The organism is Micromonospora echinaurantiaca, from assembly GCF_900090235.1.
GTDB lineage: Bacteria > Actinomycetota > Actinomycetes > Mycobacteriales > Micromonosporaceae > Micromonospora > Micromonospora echinaurantiaca.
The window spans coordinates 3,835,001-3,848,545 of sequence record NZ_LT607750.1; the positions used below are offsets into that span (position 1 = coordinate 3,835,001).

At 72.9% G+C, this 13,545-nt stretch carries 13 protein-coding genes and 1 pseudogene; 6 read left to right on the top strand and 8 right to left on the bottom strand.

The genetic code is table 11. The features are described 5' to 3' along the window. Positions 1–303 precede the first annotated feature (303 nt). Positions 304–1,593: a tyrosine--tRNA ligase gene (gene tyrS / locus GA0070609_RS17185; RefSeq protein ID WP_088997794.1), complete on the bottom strand. Its 1,290-nt coding sequence runs from the start codon at positions 1,591–1,593 to the stop codon at positions 304–306. A gap of 78 nt (positions 1,594–1,671) precedes the next feature. Here tyrS and GA0070609_RS17190 point away from each other — a divergent pair, with 78 nt between their 5' ends. Next, entirely contained in the window at positions 1,672–2,079 is a 408-nt protein-coding gene (locus GA0070609_RS17190; protein ID WP_088994711.1) for a PaaI family thioesterase, read from the top strand. A gap of 129 nt (positions 2,080–2,208) precedes the next feature. On the opposite strand, the gene GA0070609_RS17195 is transcribed toward GA0070609_RS17190, so the two are convergent. The 3 genes from GA0070609_RS17195 to GA0070609_RS17205 form a co-directional block, all read right to left on the bottom strand. After that, positions 2,209–3,537, bottom strand: a complete 1,329-nt coding sequence (locus tag GA0070609_RS17195; protein ID WP_088994712.1) for a hemolysin family protein — start codon at positions 3,535–3,537, stop codon at positions 2,209–2,211. Between the two features lie 126 nt (positions 3,538–3,663). Continuing rightward, entirely contained in the window at positions 3,664–4,308 is a 645-nt protein-coding gene (locus GA0070609_RS17200; protein ID WP_088994713.1) for a hypothetical protein, read from the bottom strand. Positions 4,309–4,480: 172 nt separating this feature from the next. Further along, complete coding sequence (locus GA0070609_RS17205; RefSeq protein WP_088994714.1) at positions 4,481–4,960, bottom strand: GNAT family N-acetyltransferase; 480 nt, start codon at positions 4,958–4,960, stop codon at positions 4,481–4,483. Positions 4,961–5,099: 139 nt separating this feature from the next. On the opposite strand from GA0070609_RS17205, the gene ppdK reads away from it, so the two are divergent. Continuing rightward, positions 5,100–7,760 carry a pyruvate, phosphate dikinase gene (gene ppdK / locus GA0070609_RS17210; protein WP_088997795.1) on the top strand — a complete coding sequence of 887 codons (2,661 nt, stop codon included), beginning with the start codon at positions 5,100–5,102 and terminating at the stop codon, positions 7,758–7,760. Positions 7,761–7,772: 12 nt separating this feature from the next. Beyond that, complete coding sequence (locus GA0070609_RS17215; protein WP_088994715.1) at positions 7,773–8,225, top strand: hypothetical protein; 453 nt, start codon at positions 7,773–7,775, stop codon at positions 8,223–8,225. Between the two features lie 251 nt (positions 8,226–8,476). Here GA0070609_RS17215 and GA0070609_RS17220 read toward each other — a convergent pair whose 3' ends face one another. Then, positions 8,477–9,283 (bottom strand): class I SAM-dependent methyltransferase, encoded by an 807-nt coding sequence (locus GA0070609_RS17220; RefSeq protein ID WP_331716875.1) that lies wholly within the window; start codon positions 9,281–9,283, stop codon positions 8,477–8,479. Positions 9,284–9,420: 137 nt separating this feature from the next. Here GA0070609_RS17220 and GA0070609_RS17225 point away from each other — a divergent pair. Next, positions 9,421–9,813, top strand: a pseudogene (locus GA0070609_RS17225) (nucleotidyltransferase family protein); the annotation flags it as partial. A 215-nt stretch (positions 9,814–10,028) separates the two neighbouring features. Here the strand turns inward: GA0070609_RS17225 and GA0070609_RS17230 are convergent. Next, positions 10,029–11,279, bottom strand: coding sequence for an MFS transporter (locus GA0070609_RS17230; RefSeq protein ID WP_197700164.1), 1,251 nt, complete (start codon positions 11,277–11,279; stop codon positions 10,029–10,031). Between the two features lie 72 nt (positions 11,280–11,351). On the opposite strand from GA0070609_RS17230, the gene GA0070609_RS17235 reads away from it, so the two are divergent. Further along, a complete protein-coding gene (locus tag GA0070609_RS17235) occupies positions 11,352–12,194 on the top strand; it encodes a LysR family transcriptional regulator (protein WP_088994716.1) in 843 nt (280 codons plus the stop codon). An 80-nt stretch (positions 12,195–12,274) separates the two neighbouring features. Next, positions 12,275–12,583, top strand: a complete 309-nt coding sequence (locus tag GA0070609_RS17240) for a hypothetical protein (RefSeq protein WP_088994717.1) — start codon at positions 12,275–12,277, stop codon at positions 12,581–12,583. A gap of 21 nt (positions 12,584–12,604) precedes the next feature. On the opposite strand, the gene GA0070609_RS17245 is transcribed toward GA0070609_RS17240, so the two are convergent. Next, on the bottom strand, positions 12,605–12,964 hold the full coding sequence (locus tag GA0070609_RS17245) for a hypothetical protein (RefSeq protein ID WP_088994718.1): 360 nt from the start codon (positions 12,962–12,964) through the stop codon (positions 12,605–12,607). A 49-nt stretch (positions 12,965–13,013) separates the two neighbouring features. Next, complete coding sequence (locus tag GA0070609_RS17250) at positions 13,014–13,490, bottom strand: cyclic nucleotide-binding domain-containing protein (protein WP_088994719.1); 477 nt, start codon at positions 13,488–13,490, stop codon at positions 13,014–13,016. Positions 13,491–13,545: the final 55 nt, after the last annotated feature.

A 13,545-nucleotide genomic window follows, 5' to 3' on the forward strand; every position in this document is an offset into this window, starting at 1 on the left:
TTCGTGGAATTCAGCAGGCCGGCCGCCGCGGTTTCCCGCAAGCTCGCCCGGTGCCCTGCCGGTCGTCAACCATACCCGGTCGGTTCCGCCTCACCAAATCCGCCCCTCGGCGAATCCGGGGCACCACCCGGACCAGGCTCCGACGAGGTCAACCCGTCGAACCCTGAGGTTGTTCCCGCGCTCCGGCCTCTAGGACTTTCGCCCTTTTCGTCCGTTCCGCGCTGGCAGAGAGAAAGTTACGCGCCCGGCGGATTGATCGTCAAATCCACCGGGCGCGTCCCGCGTCACACCGTCGACGTACGGCTATCTCTCCACCTCGACACCGGCGAAGGACCGCTTGCCGCGGCGCAGCACCAGGTACCGGCCGTGCAGCAGGTCCTCCGGAGAGACCCGCGCGTCGACGTCGGTCACCCGGTTGTTGTTCACGTAGGCGCCGCCCTCCGCGATCACCCGTCGCGCCTCCTTGTGGCTCGGCACCAGCCCGGACTCACGCAGCAGCGCGGCCACGTCGGGCAGTTCGCCGCCGACGTGGACCAGGCCCGCCTCGGTCAGCGCGGCCCGCAGCGTCGCCGGGGTGAGGTCGGTCAGCGAGCCCCGGCCGAAGAGCGCTTGGCTGGCGGCGACCGCCTGGGCCATCTCCCGCTCGCCGTGCACCAGCGCGGTGAGTTCCTCGGCGAGCGCCCGCTGGGCCAGCCGCGCCGCCGGGCGCTCCGCGGTCTCCTTCTCCAGCGCCTCCAGCTCCTCGCGGGAGCGGAAGCTGAAGAAGCGCAGGTAGCGGTTCACGTCCCGGTCCTCGACGTTGACCCAGAACTGGTAGAAGGCGTACGGGCTGGTCATCTCGGGGTCGAGCCAGACCGCGCCACCCTCGGTCTTGCCGAACTTCGTCCCGTCCGACCTGGTGACCAGCGGGGTGGTGAACGCCTGAACCGGCCCGGCGCCCCGCCGGCGGACGTAGTCGACCCCGGCGGTGATGTTGCCCCACTGGTCGGAGCCGCCGAACTGGAGTTGGCAGCCGTGCCGGCGGTGCAGCTCGAAGAAGTCGTTCGCCTGCAGCAGCTGGTAGCTGAACTCGGTGAAGCTGATGCCGCTCTCCAGCCGAGCCTTGACCACCTCCCGGGCGAGCATCTTGTTGACCGGGAAGTGCTTGCCGACGTCGCGGAGGAACTCGACCACCGACATCTCGCCGGTCCAGTCCAGGTTGTTGACCAGTTGCGCGGCGTTCTCCCCGGTGTACGAGACGAACGGGGCGAGCTGGTCGCGGATCCGGGCCACCCAGCCGGCGACCACCTCCGGCGGGTTGAGCGTGCGCTCCGCGCTCTCCTTCGGATCACCGATCTGCCCGGTCGCCCCGCCCACCAGCAGCAGCGGGCGGTGCCCGGCGAGCTGGAGCCGGCGGGCCGTGGCGACCTGCACGAGGTGGCCGACGTGCAGGCTGGGCGCGGTCGGGTCGAAGCCCACATAGAAGGCCGCCCTGGGGCCGTCGAGCAGCGCGCGCAGCTCGTCGATGCCGGTGGAGTCCTGGATCAGGCCACGCCACAGCAGGTCTTCGGTGAGGGAGTCCCGCCCGGGCGGCGGAAGGCTGATGTCGGTCACGGTCACCGATTCTCCCCCATCCGAGGCGGTGACCCGTACCGGGTTTGCCGAGCCGACGCCGGATACGCTGGCGATTCCATGATCGAGGAGGGCTGCGTGGAGACGACGGAGATGGCGGGCGGCTTCGTGGCCCTGCTCGGCCTGAAGTTCGACGAGGTGAGCGGCGACCGGGTCGTCATCCGCTGGCAGGTCCGCCCGGACCTGCACCAGCCGTACGGCATCCAGCACGGCGGGGTGTACTGCGCGGTGGTGGAGACGGCGGCCAGCGTGGGCGGCGCCCTCTGGTTGGGCGACCGCGGCCAGGTCGTCGGCGTGTCCAACCAGACCGACTTCCTGCGCGCGGTCCGCGACGGGGAGCTGACCGCGGTCGGCACCCCGGTGCACCGGGGCCGCAGCCAGCAGCTCTGGCAGGTGGAGATCACCGACGCGGACGCCCGGCTGGTGGCCCGCGGCCAGGTCCGGCTGCAGAACCTCACCCCCGCCTGACCGTCCCCCACACCAGCACAGGCGGGATGGACGCGGGGCCGCGCGGCGCGGGATGTCCGGCTCCGGCGGCGATCCCGGGGGCGTTGATCCGGACGCGGGCGGGTCGGGTGCGGGGTGCGGGCAGCGGTGTCAGTTGCCTGCCCGGTCCAGCATCGGCTCGGCGTCCGGATCCGGGGCGTCATCGCTGGGTGCGGACCGGCACAGCCGCACCTCGGCGATCGCGCGGTGCGCGATCCGGGTGACCACCAGGTCCCAGCCGTCGACGGTGACGCTCTCGCCGGCCACCGTGGGGATGTGGCCGAGGCAGGCGAGCACCAGCCCGGCGACAGTGGTGTAGTCGCCCTCGGGGCGGCCGGGCAGTTCGACGCCGAGGTCCGGCAGGTCGTGCACCGGGAAGGTGCCGGGCAGCAGCAGCGCACCGTCCGGCTCGGTGCGCACCGCGCCCAGGTCCCGGTCGGTCTCGTCGTAGATCTCGCCGACGATCTCCTCGAGGATGTCCTCCAGGGTGACGATCCCGTCGACGGCGCCCCGCTCGTCCACCACCAGGGCGATGTGCTGACGTTCCGCCTTGAACTGGCGCAGCGCGTCGACCACCGGCAGCGAGTCCGGTAGCAGCATCGGCGGTCGGACGCAGTCGTCGATCGGCCGGTCGTCCGGCACGCCGACCAGGTCGCGCAGGTGGATCACGCCGACCGCGTCGTCGAGGCCGCCGTGGCGTACCACGGGCGCGCGGGAGTGCCCGGACGCGGCGAGCACCAGCCGGGCGGCCTCGGCGGTGGTCCCGCTGTCCAGCGTGAAGACCTGCAGCCGGGGCACCAGCACCGCCCGCAGCTGCCGGTCGGCGATCTCGACCGCGCCGGCGATGATGGTCTGTTGCTCCTTGGTGAAGCCGTGGTTGCCGGCGACGATGTCGCGCAGCTCGTCGGGGCTGATCTCGTCGCGTTTCGGCTGCGGGTTGAGCCCGACCAGGCGGACAACCAGGTCGCTGGTGGCGCCGAGCGCCCAGACGGCCGGCCGGGTGAGGGTGGCGAGCAGGTCCAGCGGGCGGGCGACGAGCAGCGCCCAGCGCTCGGGCACCTGCATGGCGATCCGCTTCGGGGCCAGTTCGCCGAAGACCAGGGTGACGAACGTCAGCACCAGGGTGACCGCCACGATCGCGACCGGCTCGGCGGTGCCGCCGAGCGCGCCCAGCAGCGGTACCAGCGGCCGGGCCAGGGAGACCGCGGCGGCGGCCGAGGCCAGGAACCCGGCGAGCGTGATGCCGATCTGGATGGTGGCCAGGAAGCGGTTCGGGTCGGTGGCGAGGCGGGCCAGCACGCGGCCGGCCCGGCTGGTGCGTTCCAGCCGCTGGACCTGGCTGTCCCGCAACGAGACCAGCGCCATCTCGCTGCCAGCGAACAGGGCGTTCAGGACGATCAGGACACCGACCAGGGCCAGTTGGCTCCCGTAGCTCTGCACGCCCGGTTCTCCCTCGCACGGACCGCGCCGACCGGCGCCGCCGGGCGGAGGCCCCGCCGGCGTACGCGCATCTGTGCCCCGCGGACCGGGCGGTGAATCCTGCTTCCGCCGTCCGGGTGACCCGCGCTACGCCCGCCCGCCGACCGATGGGGCCGGCAGGTCCAGCACGTACGCGTCGCCCTCCGGGCGGAAGCCGAGCCGGTGGTAGTAGGGGGCGACCATGCCGGGCGGGCTGACCACCCGGCGGAAGCCCCGGTCGGTGAAGAGCCGGCTGCGCCGGTAGACGAACTCGCCCGGGGTGAAGTCGCGGAACCGCTGGGTCACGTAGTCGAGGTCGATCTGGGCCACGCCGCCGGGCTCGGCGTGCGAGAGCACCACCCCGACCACCTCGTCGGCGCGGACCACCAGGAACGCCGAACGCTCGGCGGCGGTGCCGGGCGGCCAGCGGAAGCCGGGGTTGAACCGGGCGATGTCGGCGCCGTGCACCCGCAGGGTGTGGGCGAGGAACTGGTCGTCGACGCCGACCTCGACCACCTGGTAGGTCGCCTCGTCGTGCCGGGTGGCCAGCATCTTCCGCAGGTACCAGATGTTGATCACGGCCAGCACCACGTTCAGCCCGACCATGGGCCAGACCGCCAGGGCGGCGTTGTAGCCGATCAGCACCAGGCAGCCGACCAGGTTGAGGGCGCGCAGTCGCAGGATGCGCGCCTGCAACAGCGACCAGACCAGCAGCGCGGAGCCGGCCCAGCCGATCAGATCCAGCCAGTTCACCCGGCGAGGGTAGTTCCCGCGCCGATCGACGCCGCCGCCGGGGAGCACCGGCGACCCGGGGTGGGGCCGGCCCAGCCCAGCGTGGGGGTCGGCCAGCCCAACCCAGGGCGGGGTCAGGCCGCCCAGGGTGGGGCCACGCCCGGGCGGGGCGGGGTCGGTGGGGCCGGCCGGCTCAGCCGGCGAGCTCCAGCACGTACTCCTCGACGTCGTGGCCGCGGCCGGCGGCGTAGCCGCGGTCCTCGCCGCAGATGACGAAGCCGCACTTGCGCAGCACCGCGAGCGAGGCGACGTTGTCCTTGGCGGCGCGGGCGTGCAGCGGGCGCTGGGGCACCTCGCGCAGCAGCGCGGCCAGGGCGCGGGTGGCGTAGCCGAGGCCCCAGTGTCGCCGGTCGATCCAGTAGCTGACCTCGGTGCGCTCGCCGACGGGGAAGGCGTGCACATGCCCGACCACCTGGCCGTCGACGGTCACCGTGCGGGTCACGATCGCCGGATCGGTGCGCACCCGCTTCCAGTGGGCGGCGAAGCCCTCCCGGTCGGCCGGGTCGTCGGCGGTGAAGGCGGCCATCCGGATCGCCTCCGGATCCAGCTGGTGCCGGTAGAACTCCGGCAGGTCGTCGTCGTGCACGGGGCGCAGCTGCAGGTCGGCGGTCACGCGCCCGAGGATAGGGCGGGGCTGTGACATCCGGGACCTCCGGCCCGTCAGGTACCCCGTTCGGCCCTGTCCCGGCCGTCGCCGGCATTGCTACCAACGAATGGGACGACGTTCCCGCGGCGGCGGAGTGGAGGCCGGCATGTCGACTTACGTCTACGACTTCATCGAGGGCGACCGGAGCCGGGCCGACCTGCTCGGCGGCAAGGGCGCCAACCTGGCGGAGATGACCCGGCTCGGGCTGCCGGTGCCGCCCGGGTTCACCGTCAGCACCGAGGCGTGCCGGGCGTACCTGGCCGACGGGCGGCCGCCGGCCGGCCTGTTCGACGAGGTGAACGGCCACCTGCGGGAGATCGAGATCCGGCTCGGCCGGCGCTTCGGCGACCCGCACGACCCGCTGCTGCTGGCCGTCCGCTCGGGCGGGCGGTACTCCATGCCCGGCATGATGGAGACGATCCTGGACATCGGGCTCAACGACGCCACGGTGGCCGGGCTGGCCGCGCAGAGCGGCGACGAGCGCTTCGCCTGGGACTCCTACCGGCGGTTGATCCAGATGTTCGGCCGGACCGTGTACGGCGTACCGGCCGACGAGTTCGAGCGGGAGCTGGCCGCCCTGCGCGCCACGACCGGGCCGGCCGGGCCGGACGCCGAACAGCTGCGCGGGCTGGTCGGGACGTACAAGAAGGTGTTCGCCGCGCAGGTCGGGCACGACTTCCCGCAGGCCCCGCACGAGCAGCTCTACCTGGCGATCCGCGCGGTGTTCGAGTCCTGGAACGCCGAGCGGGCGGTGCTCTACCGGCGCCGGGAGCACATCCCGGACGACCTCGGCACCGCTGTCAACGTGATGGCGATGGTCTTCGGCAACCTCGGCCCGGACTCCGGCACCGGGGTCGCGTTCACCCGTGACCCGGCCACCGGCGCCCCCGGCGTGTACGGCGACTACCTGCCCGACGCCCAGGGTGAGGACGTGGTGGCCGGCATCCGCAACACGGTCGGCCTGGCCGAGCTGGAGCGGATCGACCCGGCCAGCTTCCGGCAGCTGACCGAGATCATGGCGACGTTGGAGCGGCACTACCGGGACCTGTGCGACGTCGAGTTCACCATCGAGCGCGGCAAGCTGTGGATGTTGCAGACGCGGGTCGGCAAGCGCACCCCCGCGGCGGCGTTCGTGATCGCCGCCCAGCTGGTCGACGAGGGCCTGATCGGCCTCGACGAGGCGCTGCACCGGGTGACCGCCGGGCAGCTGGCGCAGCTGATGTTCCCCGCCTTCGACCTCGCCGCCGCGCCCGAGCCGCTCGCCACCGCGGTGGGCGCCTCGCCGGGCGCGGCCGTGGGCCGGGTGGTGTTCGACTCGGCCGCCGCGGCCGCCGCCACCGAACCGGTCATCCTGGTGCGCCGGGAGACCAATCCGGACGACCTGCCCGGCATGATCGCCGCACGCGGGGTGCTGACCTCGCGGGGCGGCAAGACCTCGCACGCCGCCGTGGTGGCCCGGGGCATGGGCCGTACCTGCGTCTGCGGCGCCGAGGCGCTGCGGATCGACCCCGAGCGCGGCGAGTTCACCGTCGGCGACCGGGTGGTCCGCGCCGGGGAGCTGATCTCGATCGACGGCACCACCGGCCGGGTCTTCCCGGGCGAGGTGCCGGTGCAGCCCTCCCCCGTGGCCCGCTACCTCGCCGGCGAGCTGAAGCCGGAGGCAGACCGGCTGGTCGCCGCGGTGCACCGGCTGCTCTCGCACGCCGACGCGGTGCGCCGGCTCGGCGTCCGGGCCAACGCGGACACCCCGGCCGACGCCGAGCGGGCCCGCCGGTTCGGGGCGTCCGGGATCGGGCTGTGCCGCACCGAGCACATGTTCCTCGGTGACCGCCGGGAGCTGGTGGAACGGCTGATCCTGGCCGACGACCCGGACCGGCTGGCCGAGGCGCTGGCCGCGCTGCTGCCCCTGCAGCGGGCCGACATCGAGGGGATCCTCGCCGCGATGGACGGGCTGCCGGTGACGATCCGGCTGATCGACCCTCCGCTGCACGAGTTCCTGCCCCCGCTGGCCGAGCTGACCGCCCGGGTGGCCCGGGCGGAGGCGCTCGGCGAGGACCCGGGACGCGACGGCCTCCTGCTGACCGCGGTACGCCGGATGCACGAGGCCAACCCGATGCTCGGGCTGCGCGGCGTACGGCTGGGGCTGGTGGTGCCCGGCCTCTTCGGGATGCAGGTGCGGGCGATCGCCGAGGCGACGGCGCAGCGGGTCGCCGCCGGCGGCGACCCGCGGCCGGAGATCATGGTGCCGCTGGTCGCCGACGTGCGGGAGCTGGCCGCGGTGCGGGCCGAGGTGGAGGCCGTGCTGGCCACCGTGCCGGGGGCGCCGCCGATCCCGGTGGGCACCATGGTGGAGACGCCGCGGGCCGCGCTGACCGCCGGCGACATCGCCGCCGAGGCCCACTTCTTCTCCTTCGGCACCAACGACCTGACCCAGACCACCTGGGCGTTCTCCCGGGACGACGTGGAGGGCTCGTTCTTCAGCGGCTACCTGGAGCGGGGCATCTTCGCGGTCTCACCGTTCGAGACGATCGACGCGACCGGGGTGGGCCGGCTGATCCGGCTGGCCGTGGCCGAGGGCCGGGCCACCCGCCCGGAGCTGACCGTGGGTGTCTGCGGGGAGCACGGCGGCGACCCGGACTCGGTGGCCTTCTTCGCCGACGCCGGCCTGGACTACGTCTCCTGCTCGCCGTACCGGGTGCCGGTCGCCCGGCTGGCCGCCGGCCGGGCCGCGGTGCGGCTGACCGGTCCCGGATCCGACTCCCGCTAGGAGGTACCCGCGATGACCGCGATCTTCAACCCCACCGGACCCGCCCCGCTGGTCCCGCCGGTCCGGCCGGTGCCCGACCAGGCCGGGCAGCCGGCAGTACGCGGGCCGGTCGGCCCGGTGCTGGAGCTGCCCGGCACGCCCGGCGCCGCGCTGGTGCCGGTGACCCACCAGGGCCGCCCGGTCGGCGCGTTCGTCCTGTCCGGTGGGCGGGTGCGCTACCGGCCGGTGCTGGACCCGGACCGGTTGCTCACCGCCAGCGCCGGCGTGATCGCCGCCGGCCTGCTCGCCGCCGGGGTGGTCGCGGTCGGCCGGCGGCGCCCGCCGGCGATCGGCGCGGTGACCATGGGCCCGGGTGGCTGGGTGAGCCTGAAGGGCCTGTCCGCGCCTGGCCCGCGCGCCGCCCGGCCGCCGCGCCCCTGGTGGGCCCGGCTGCTGCGGGCGCACCGGCTGGTCGTCCAGCGCTGACCTGGTCGAGGTCGGCGGTTCGCCGGCCCCGACCCGCACCGGCCCCGGCGACTGGCGGGGCCCCGCCGTCCCGGACCGGACGCGCCGCCCACCCCCCGGTGGCGCTCCGGCCCGGGACGGCCCGTCTCCCGGCCCGGTCTGCCCGGACGCCATTCGAGGCGTTCTCGGCCGGCCCGGAGGCGGCCCATGTACCCGGACAGCGGCTACCTCCGGATTCCTGTCGGCAGGACAGCGCCCTCGTGACCGACGTGTTACCGCTCGCGCGCCAGCGCGCGAGATGCGAGATGGACGGTGATGTCGGCGGCGATCTCGACTGTCTTCGGCAGGACCCGTCTGATCCGGCTGAACACCCGCTCTTGCTGCGCGGCCGGCAGTTCGAGGTAGGCCGAGATGGTCGCGAGATGGCCGACGTAGTCGTCAGCGCTCACCGTCAGGCGGCGCTCGATCACGGACTGCTGAACGTCGACGAACCATTCGGACCGTTGGAGCTCCGTACCCGGCCATTGCATGTCGTGTTCCGGAGGCGTCCCGTCGGGCGACGGGATCTCGTCGCTTTCCAAGTACGGTGTCCGGGCCACCCGAACCGCTTCCCGCACAGCCGGGTCGGCCAGCTGGATCGGCCCACCGAACGAGGCGAACACGCCGCCCGGCTTCAATAACGCGGCCATGCGCGACCACCGCCGCTCCGCGCTAGTCCAATGCAGCGCCGCTGCCGCATAAACCAGGTCGTAGCGTTCGCCCGGTCGTATGTCCTCGAACGAGGCTTGCACGGCTTTGACGTTTGCTGGCACGTGCTTACGCAGCTCGGCGAGCATGGCCCCGTCCGGCTCGGTCGCGGTGACCGCGATCCCCTGTCGAGCGAACAGACGAGTTGCTTTGCCTGTCCCAGAGCCGATCTCGAGGGCAGCCCGAACCGGCCTGCCCGCATACGTCATCACCAGGTCGACAAGTTCCACGGGATATCCCGGCCGGAACCGTTCATATGCTTCCGCCACCCGTCCGAAGCTCATGGCGCGACCAGACATGCCGAACATCCTGGCACTGCCTACGCCGGCCATGCGGAATGAGCAGATGTCCGCGGTGGACCCTCGGTCCACGCCTCGCAGGCGGTGCGTATGTCCGCTGGTCTAGGGTCGCTGGGGTGGTCATGAGCGCGCAGGACGTTGTGGGCGTGATCGAGTCAGACCCGGTAGCGATGAGAGTCCTTCGGGCCACGGCCGACCTTGGATTACCGGACTGGTGGATCGGTGCCGGCTTCGTTCGCAACCGCGTCTGGGACGCGATCAGCGACCTCCCGGTCTCGCCGGAGCGCGACGTGGATGTCGCCTACTTCGACCCGGAGAAGCTGGACCCGAGCGAGGAGGCACGCGTCGAAGCCCGAGCCATGGCGTCCCTACCCGGGGTGCCGTGGGAGATTCGTAATCAGGCACGGATGCATCTGCACAATGGCGATGAGCCCTACACGTCCACCTCGGACGCGATTTCGCGCTGGCCCGAAACGGCACCGTGCGTCGCGGTTACTCTGCGGGGTGACTCTGTTCGCCTGGTGTCCTGCCATGGGCTGGCTGACCTTGTGGGAATGGTCGTCCGCCCCTCGCCGCTTTCGCCAGCGCAGCGGGCCGCGCGACGGTACAGCGCCGCGTGGAGGTCAAGGGATGGCTCGACCGATGGGCCGGACTGCGGTTGGCACTCTAACGCTCACCCCAAGCGAAGGAAGCCCAGCCCCGAGAGGACGTCCTCGTCCCGGTCATGGCCGCGCCGATCGCGAGCACTCGAGCCCGACGTTGGATCAAGTAGGCGGACTCAGCCGCGCTCCCCGCCTTCGCTGGGCGTCGGCCCGATGTGGCTCAAGGTCCGGTGCCCCGGCACGAGTGGGGTCGCTGAGCGGAGACCGCGGTCGGGCGAGCGATGGGAGAGCAGGCGTCCGATCAGCGCGGCGGCGATGGCGGCCAGCCCGGCCGCCGCGAAGCCGCCCGCTGGCACGGAGACGTCGATCGCCACCCCGACGATCGGGGATCCGAACGCGAAACCCGCGCTCTGCGCCGAGGATTGCAGACCTGTCGCCTCACCCCGCACACCGGCCGGCGCCAGCCGGCTGACCGCGTCGGCCACCGCGGAGAGGGTCGGCGCGGTGAGAAGCCCGGTGCCGACAACGGCCACGCACAACCAGGGCCAGTCGTGGGCAAGCCCGACGGGAGTCGTCACGAGCCCGAGCAGGCCGAGCAGCAGCCATGTGGGCAGCGGCCGGGGCAGCGCGCCATAGATCAGCCCGCCGGCGACCGAGGCCATGCCGAACACGGCTACGACCACGGCGGCCCAGGAGACCTGGCCTGCTTCCTCGAGCATGGCGACGATGGCGAGGTCGACGCCGCTGAGCAGCATCGTGGCACCGAACGCCATCGTCAGTACGGCGATCATGCCGGCACCCAGCCACTCCCGGCGCGGGGGCCGTCCGGCCGCGCCGGGATCCGCCTCGCCCTCGGCGCACAGCGGCGGGTTGAGCAGGGCAATCCCGGCTCCGCCAGCCACGATCACGGCACCGACCCCCCACACGACGGCACTGGGGGAAAGCTTCGCCGCACACAGAATCACCACCGCCGGGCCCACGATGTACGACAGTTCGCCCTGCACCGCTTCTAGCGCGAAGGCGGCCCGGCGCTGTCCCGCCGTCGTCATCGCGGCAATCGCCTGCCTGGTCACCTGCTGAACCGGCACCATCAGCAGACCAAACGCGAAGGCGGCGCCCAGCAGGATCCCGTACGGCAGGATCGGCACGCTCAGCCAGAACACGACCTGCGGTACGACAGTTGCCAGCAGCACGGTCCGCAGGCCCCGCCGGTCGATCACGCGGCCAAGCAGCGGCCCGCCCAGCGCCACGCCGGCGGTCAGAGCTGCCGCGACGCCGCCCGCTGCCGCGTAGCTCATGTCCAGGCCCAGCACGACGTACAACGTCAGCGCCATCACGTCAGCCGTGATCGCGGCACGGGCGAGCAGCGAGACGCCGAGCAGCGGCGCCATCCCTGGCACGGCGAGCACCTGCCGGTATCTGATCACCTGCGGGACGCTAGGTCACCCGTCAGCTCATAGGAAGTGGTTAACTCGTTGGACCTGACATAATGAATACTTATGGCACGGGATCTTGAGACCGCGTTGCTGCGGTCGTTCGTCACCGCCGTGCGGGCGGGCAGCATCAGCCGCGCCGCGACCACGCTCGGGCACACCCAACCCGCGCTCAGCCAGCAGTTACGCAAGCTCGAGAGCACCGTCGGCCGTCCGCTGCTCTACCGGTCGCCCTCCGGCGTCTCGCCGACCCGGGCGGGTGAGCAGCTTCTGCCGTACGCCGAACGCATTCTCTCGCTCTCGACTCAAGCACTCACCGAAGCCGGACGCGCGCTCACCGGCCACTGCGGCATCGGGTTGCTCGAAGACCTCGCCGCGTCCCAGCTTCCGCAGGCCCTCGCCGACCTCGCCCGGCTGCACCCCGGCGCGACGCTGGAGGTCCTCAGCGTCTCCAGAGCCGCGATGCGCGAGGCCTACGACGCGGGCCGGGTCGACCTCGTGCTCGACGAGGTGCCGGACGTTCCCGGGCCGCCGCGCTGGACGGTACGCCGCCCGCTGGTCTGGGCGATCGGCCAGGGCGTGGACGTGGCTGCCGACCCGCTGCCGGTGGTGCTGTTCTCGAACCCGTGCTCCTGGCGCACGTCCGTGCTGGAAACGCTGGACCGTGCCGATCGGCGCTGGCGGGTGGCGTTCGAGAGCAACAGCCTGGTCGGTGTGCTCGCCGCGCTGCGGGCCGGGCTCGGCGTCGCCGCGCTCATGCCCGCGAACCTCGAACCGGTCATGGCCTGCCACGACGCGGACGCCCTGCCCACCCTGCCGGACGTCGAACTCGGTCTCGCACGACACCCACGGACCGACGGTGACCCCCTGATCGATGCCGTCGAGACCGCGCTACGGCGCACGATCTGAATTCCGCGGAAGGACGTCCCGGAGGATGCCGTCGCGATAGACGGCGTACCGGGCGGCCATGGCGGGCGGACAATGGCCGGATGACGAGGCTGGTACGTGGCGGAAGCCGGAACGGTGTACGTGGGACGCGGGCGGTCGGCGCAACGGCGACCGGGGCGTCGGCCGTCGGCGCGCGGGCCGGAGGGGCGGCGTCCATCGGCGCGCTGGCGATCGGTGCGCTGGCCACCGGGGCAGGTGCCGTGGCGGTGCTGGCCATCGGGCGGCTCGCGATCCGCCGGGCGGTCATCCGGGAACTGCGCATCGGGCGGCTGGAGGTCGACGAGCTGGTCGTCCGGCACCGGGTCGACGTCCCAAGCGACGAGCAGGGACGACCGCCCGCTTTCGGGTGATCTCAGGCCGCACGCCCGCGACTACCGCAGCCAGCGCAGTGCGGCGTCGGCGGTGTCCTCGGGGCTGCTGTTGAAGGCGATGGCCGCGCCGGGAGCGTGCTGGCGGACCAGGTTGACCACCTTCTCGAAGAACTCGAGCAACGGCTCGTGCTTGCGGATGCCGCCGCCGACCACGACGCAGGCGTAGTCCTGCCGGGTCAGCGCTTCGACGATCACGGCCTCGGCATCTTCGTCGGGCACGACCAGGCATAGGTCGGCGTCGATGCCGTGCTCGCCGAAACGGGCCTGACCGCGCGCTATCGCCGCCACCACCGGTTCAGGGTCCCAGCCCGGGATCCGGACGGGATCGAGACCGACCACCAGCACCCGCCCCACTGCCATGCATCCTCCTGCTTCCGGTCGAACGGTGGCCCAGCACCCGACGCGCGGGTCAGCCGGCGGTCGGCTCCGGCGTCGGGTAGCCGTACAGCTCCATCAGCCGGCCCCGGGCGGCGTGCAGGCGGTCCACCACTACGCTCATCAACCGGGTGGTGAGCTGCCGGCCGAGCGCGTCGTCGGACTCCATCAGCCGGCGCAGGCCGGCGGCGTTGAACTCCACCGCGGTGCTGCGCCGCACCGCCACCGCGCCGAACTGCCAGCGGTACGGCGGGAAGAGCCAGGACCAGCCGAGCACCCCGCCCGGCCCGATCACCTCGATCTCCACGTCGCCCCGGCCGGGCACCGCGAAGTCGAGCGCCACCTGCCCGTCGCGGACCAACCAGCACCGCTGCGCCGGCTGGCCGGCGCGGAACAGCCGGTGCCCGGGGTGCCAGACCACGGGGCGGGCGTACCCGGCCAGCCGGGGCAGCCAGGGCTCGGGGAGCCCGGCGAGGAAGGGGTGCGCGCGGAGCACGTCGAGAGTGGTCATCGCGTACGCCTCTCTGGTGGGTGTGCCAGACCGGCCGGTCGCCCCATTCGACCGC

Coding starts and splice junctions, on each gene's coding strand:
- GA0070609_RS17240 (WP_088994717.1), top strand. CDS start 12,275: ATGACGAGGCTGGTACGTGGCGGAAGCCGGAACGGTGTACGTGGGACG.
- GA0070609_RS17215 (WP_088994715.1), top strand. CDS start 7,773: ATGACCGCGATCTTCAACCCCACCGGACCCGCCCCGCTGGTCCCGCCG.
- GA0070609_RS17250 (WP_088994719.1), bottom strand. CDS start 13,490: ATGACCACTCTCGACGTGCTCCGCGCGCACCCCTTCCTCGCCGGGCTC.
- ppdK (WP_088997795.1), top strand. CDS start 5,100: ATGTCGACTTACGTCTACGACTTCATCGAGGGCGACCGGAGCCGGGCC.
- GA0070609_RS17245 (WP_088994718.1), bottom strand. CDS start 12,964: ATGGCAGTGGGGCGGGTGCTGGTGGTCGGTCTCGATCCCGTCCGGATC.
- GA0070609_RS17220 (WP_331716875.1), bottom strand. CDS start 9,283: ATGGCCGGCGTAGGCAGTGCCAGGATGTTCGGCATGTCTGGTCGCGCC.
- GA0070609_RS17235 (WP_088994716.1), top strand. CDS start 11,352: ATGGCACGGGATCTTGAGACCGCGTTGCTGCGGTCGTTCGTCACCGCC.
- GA0070609_RS17190 (WP_088994711.1), top strand. CDS start 1,672: ATGATCGAGGAGGGCTGCGTGGAGACGACGGAGATGGCGGGCGGCTTC.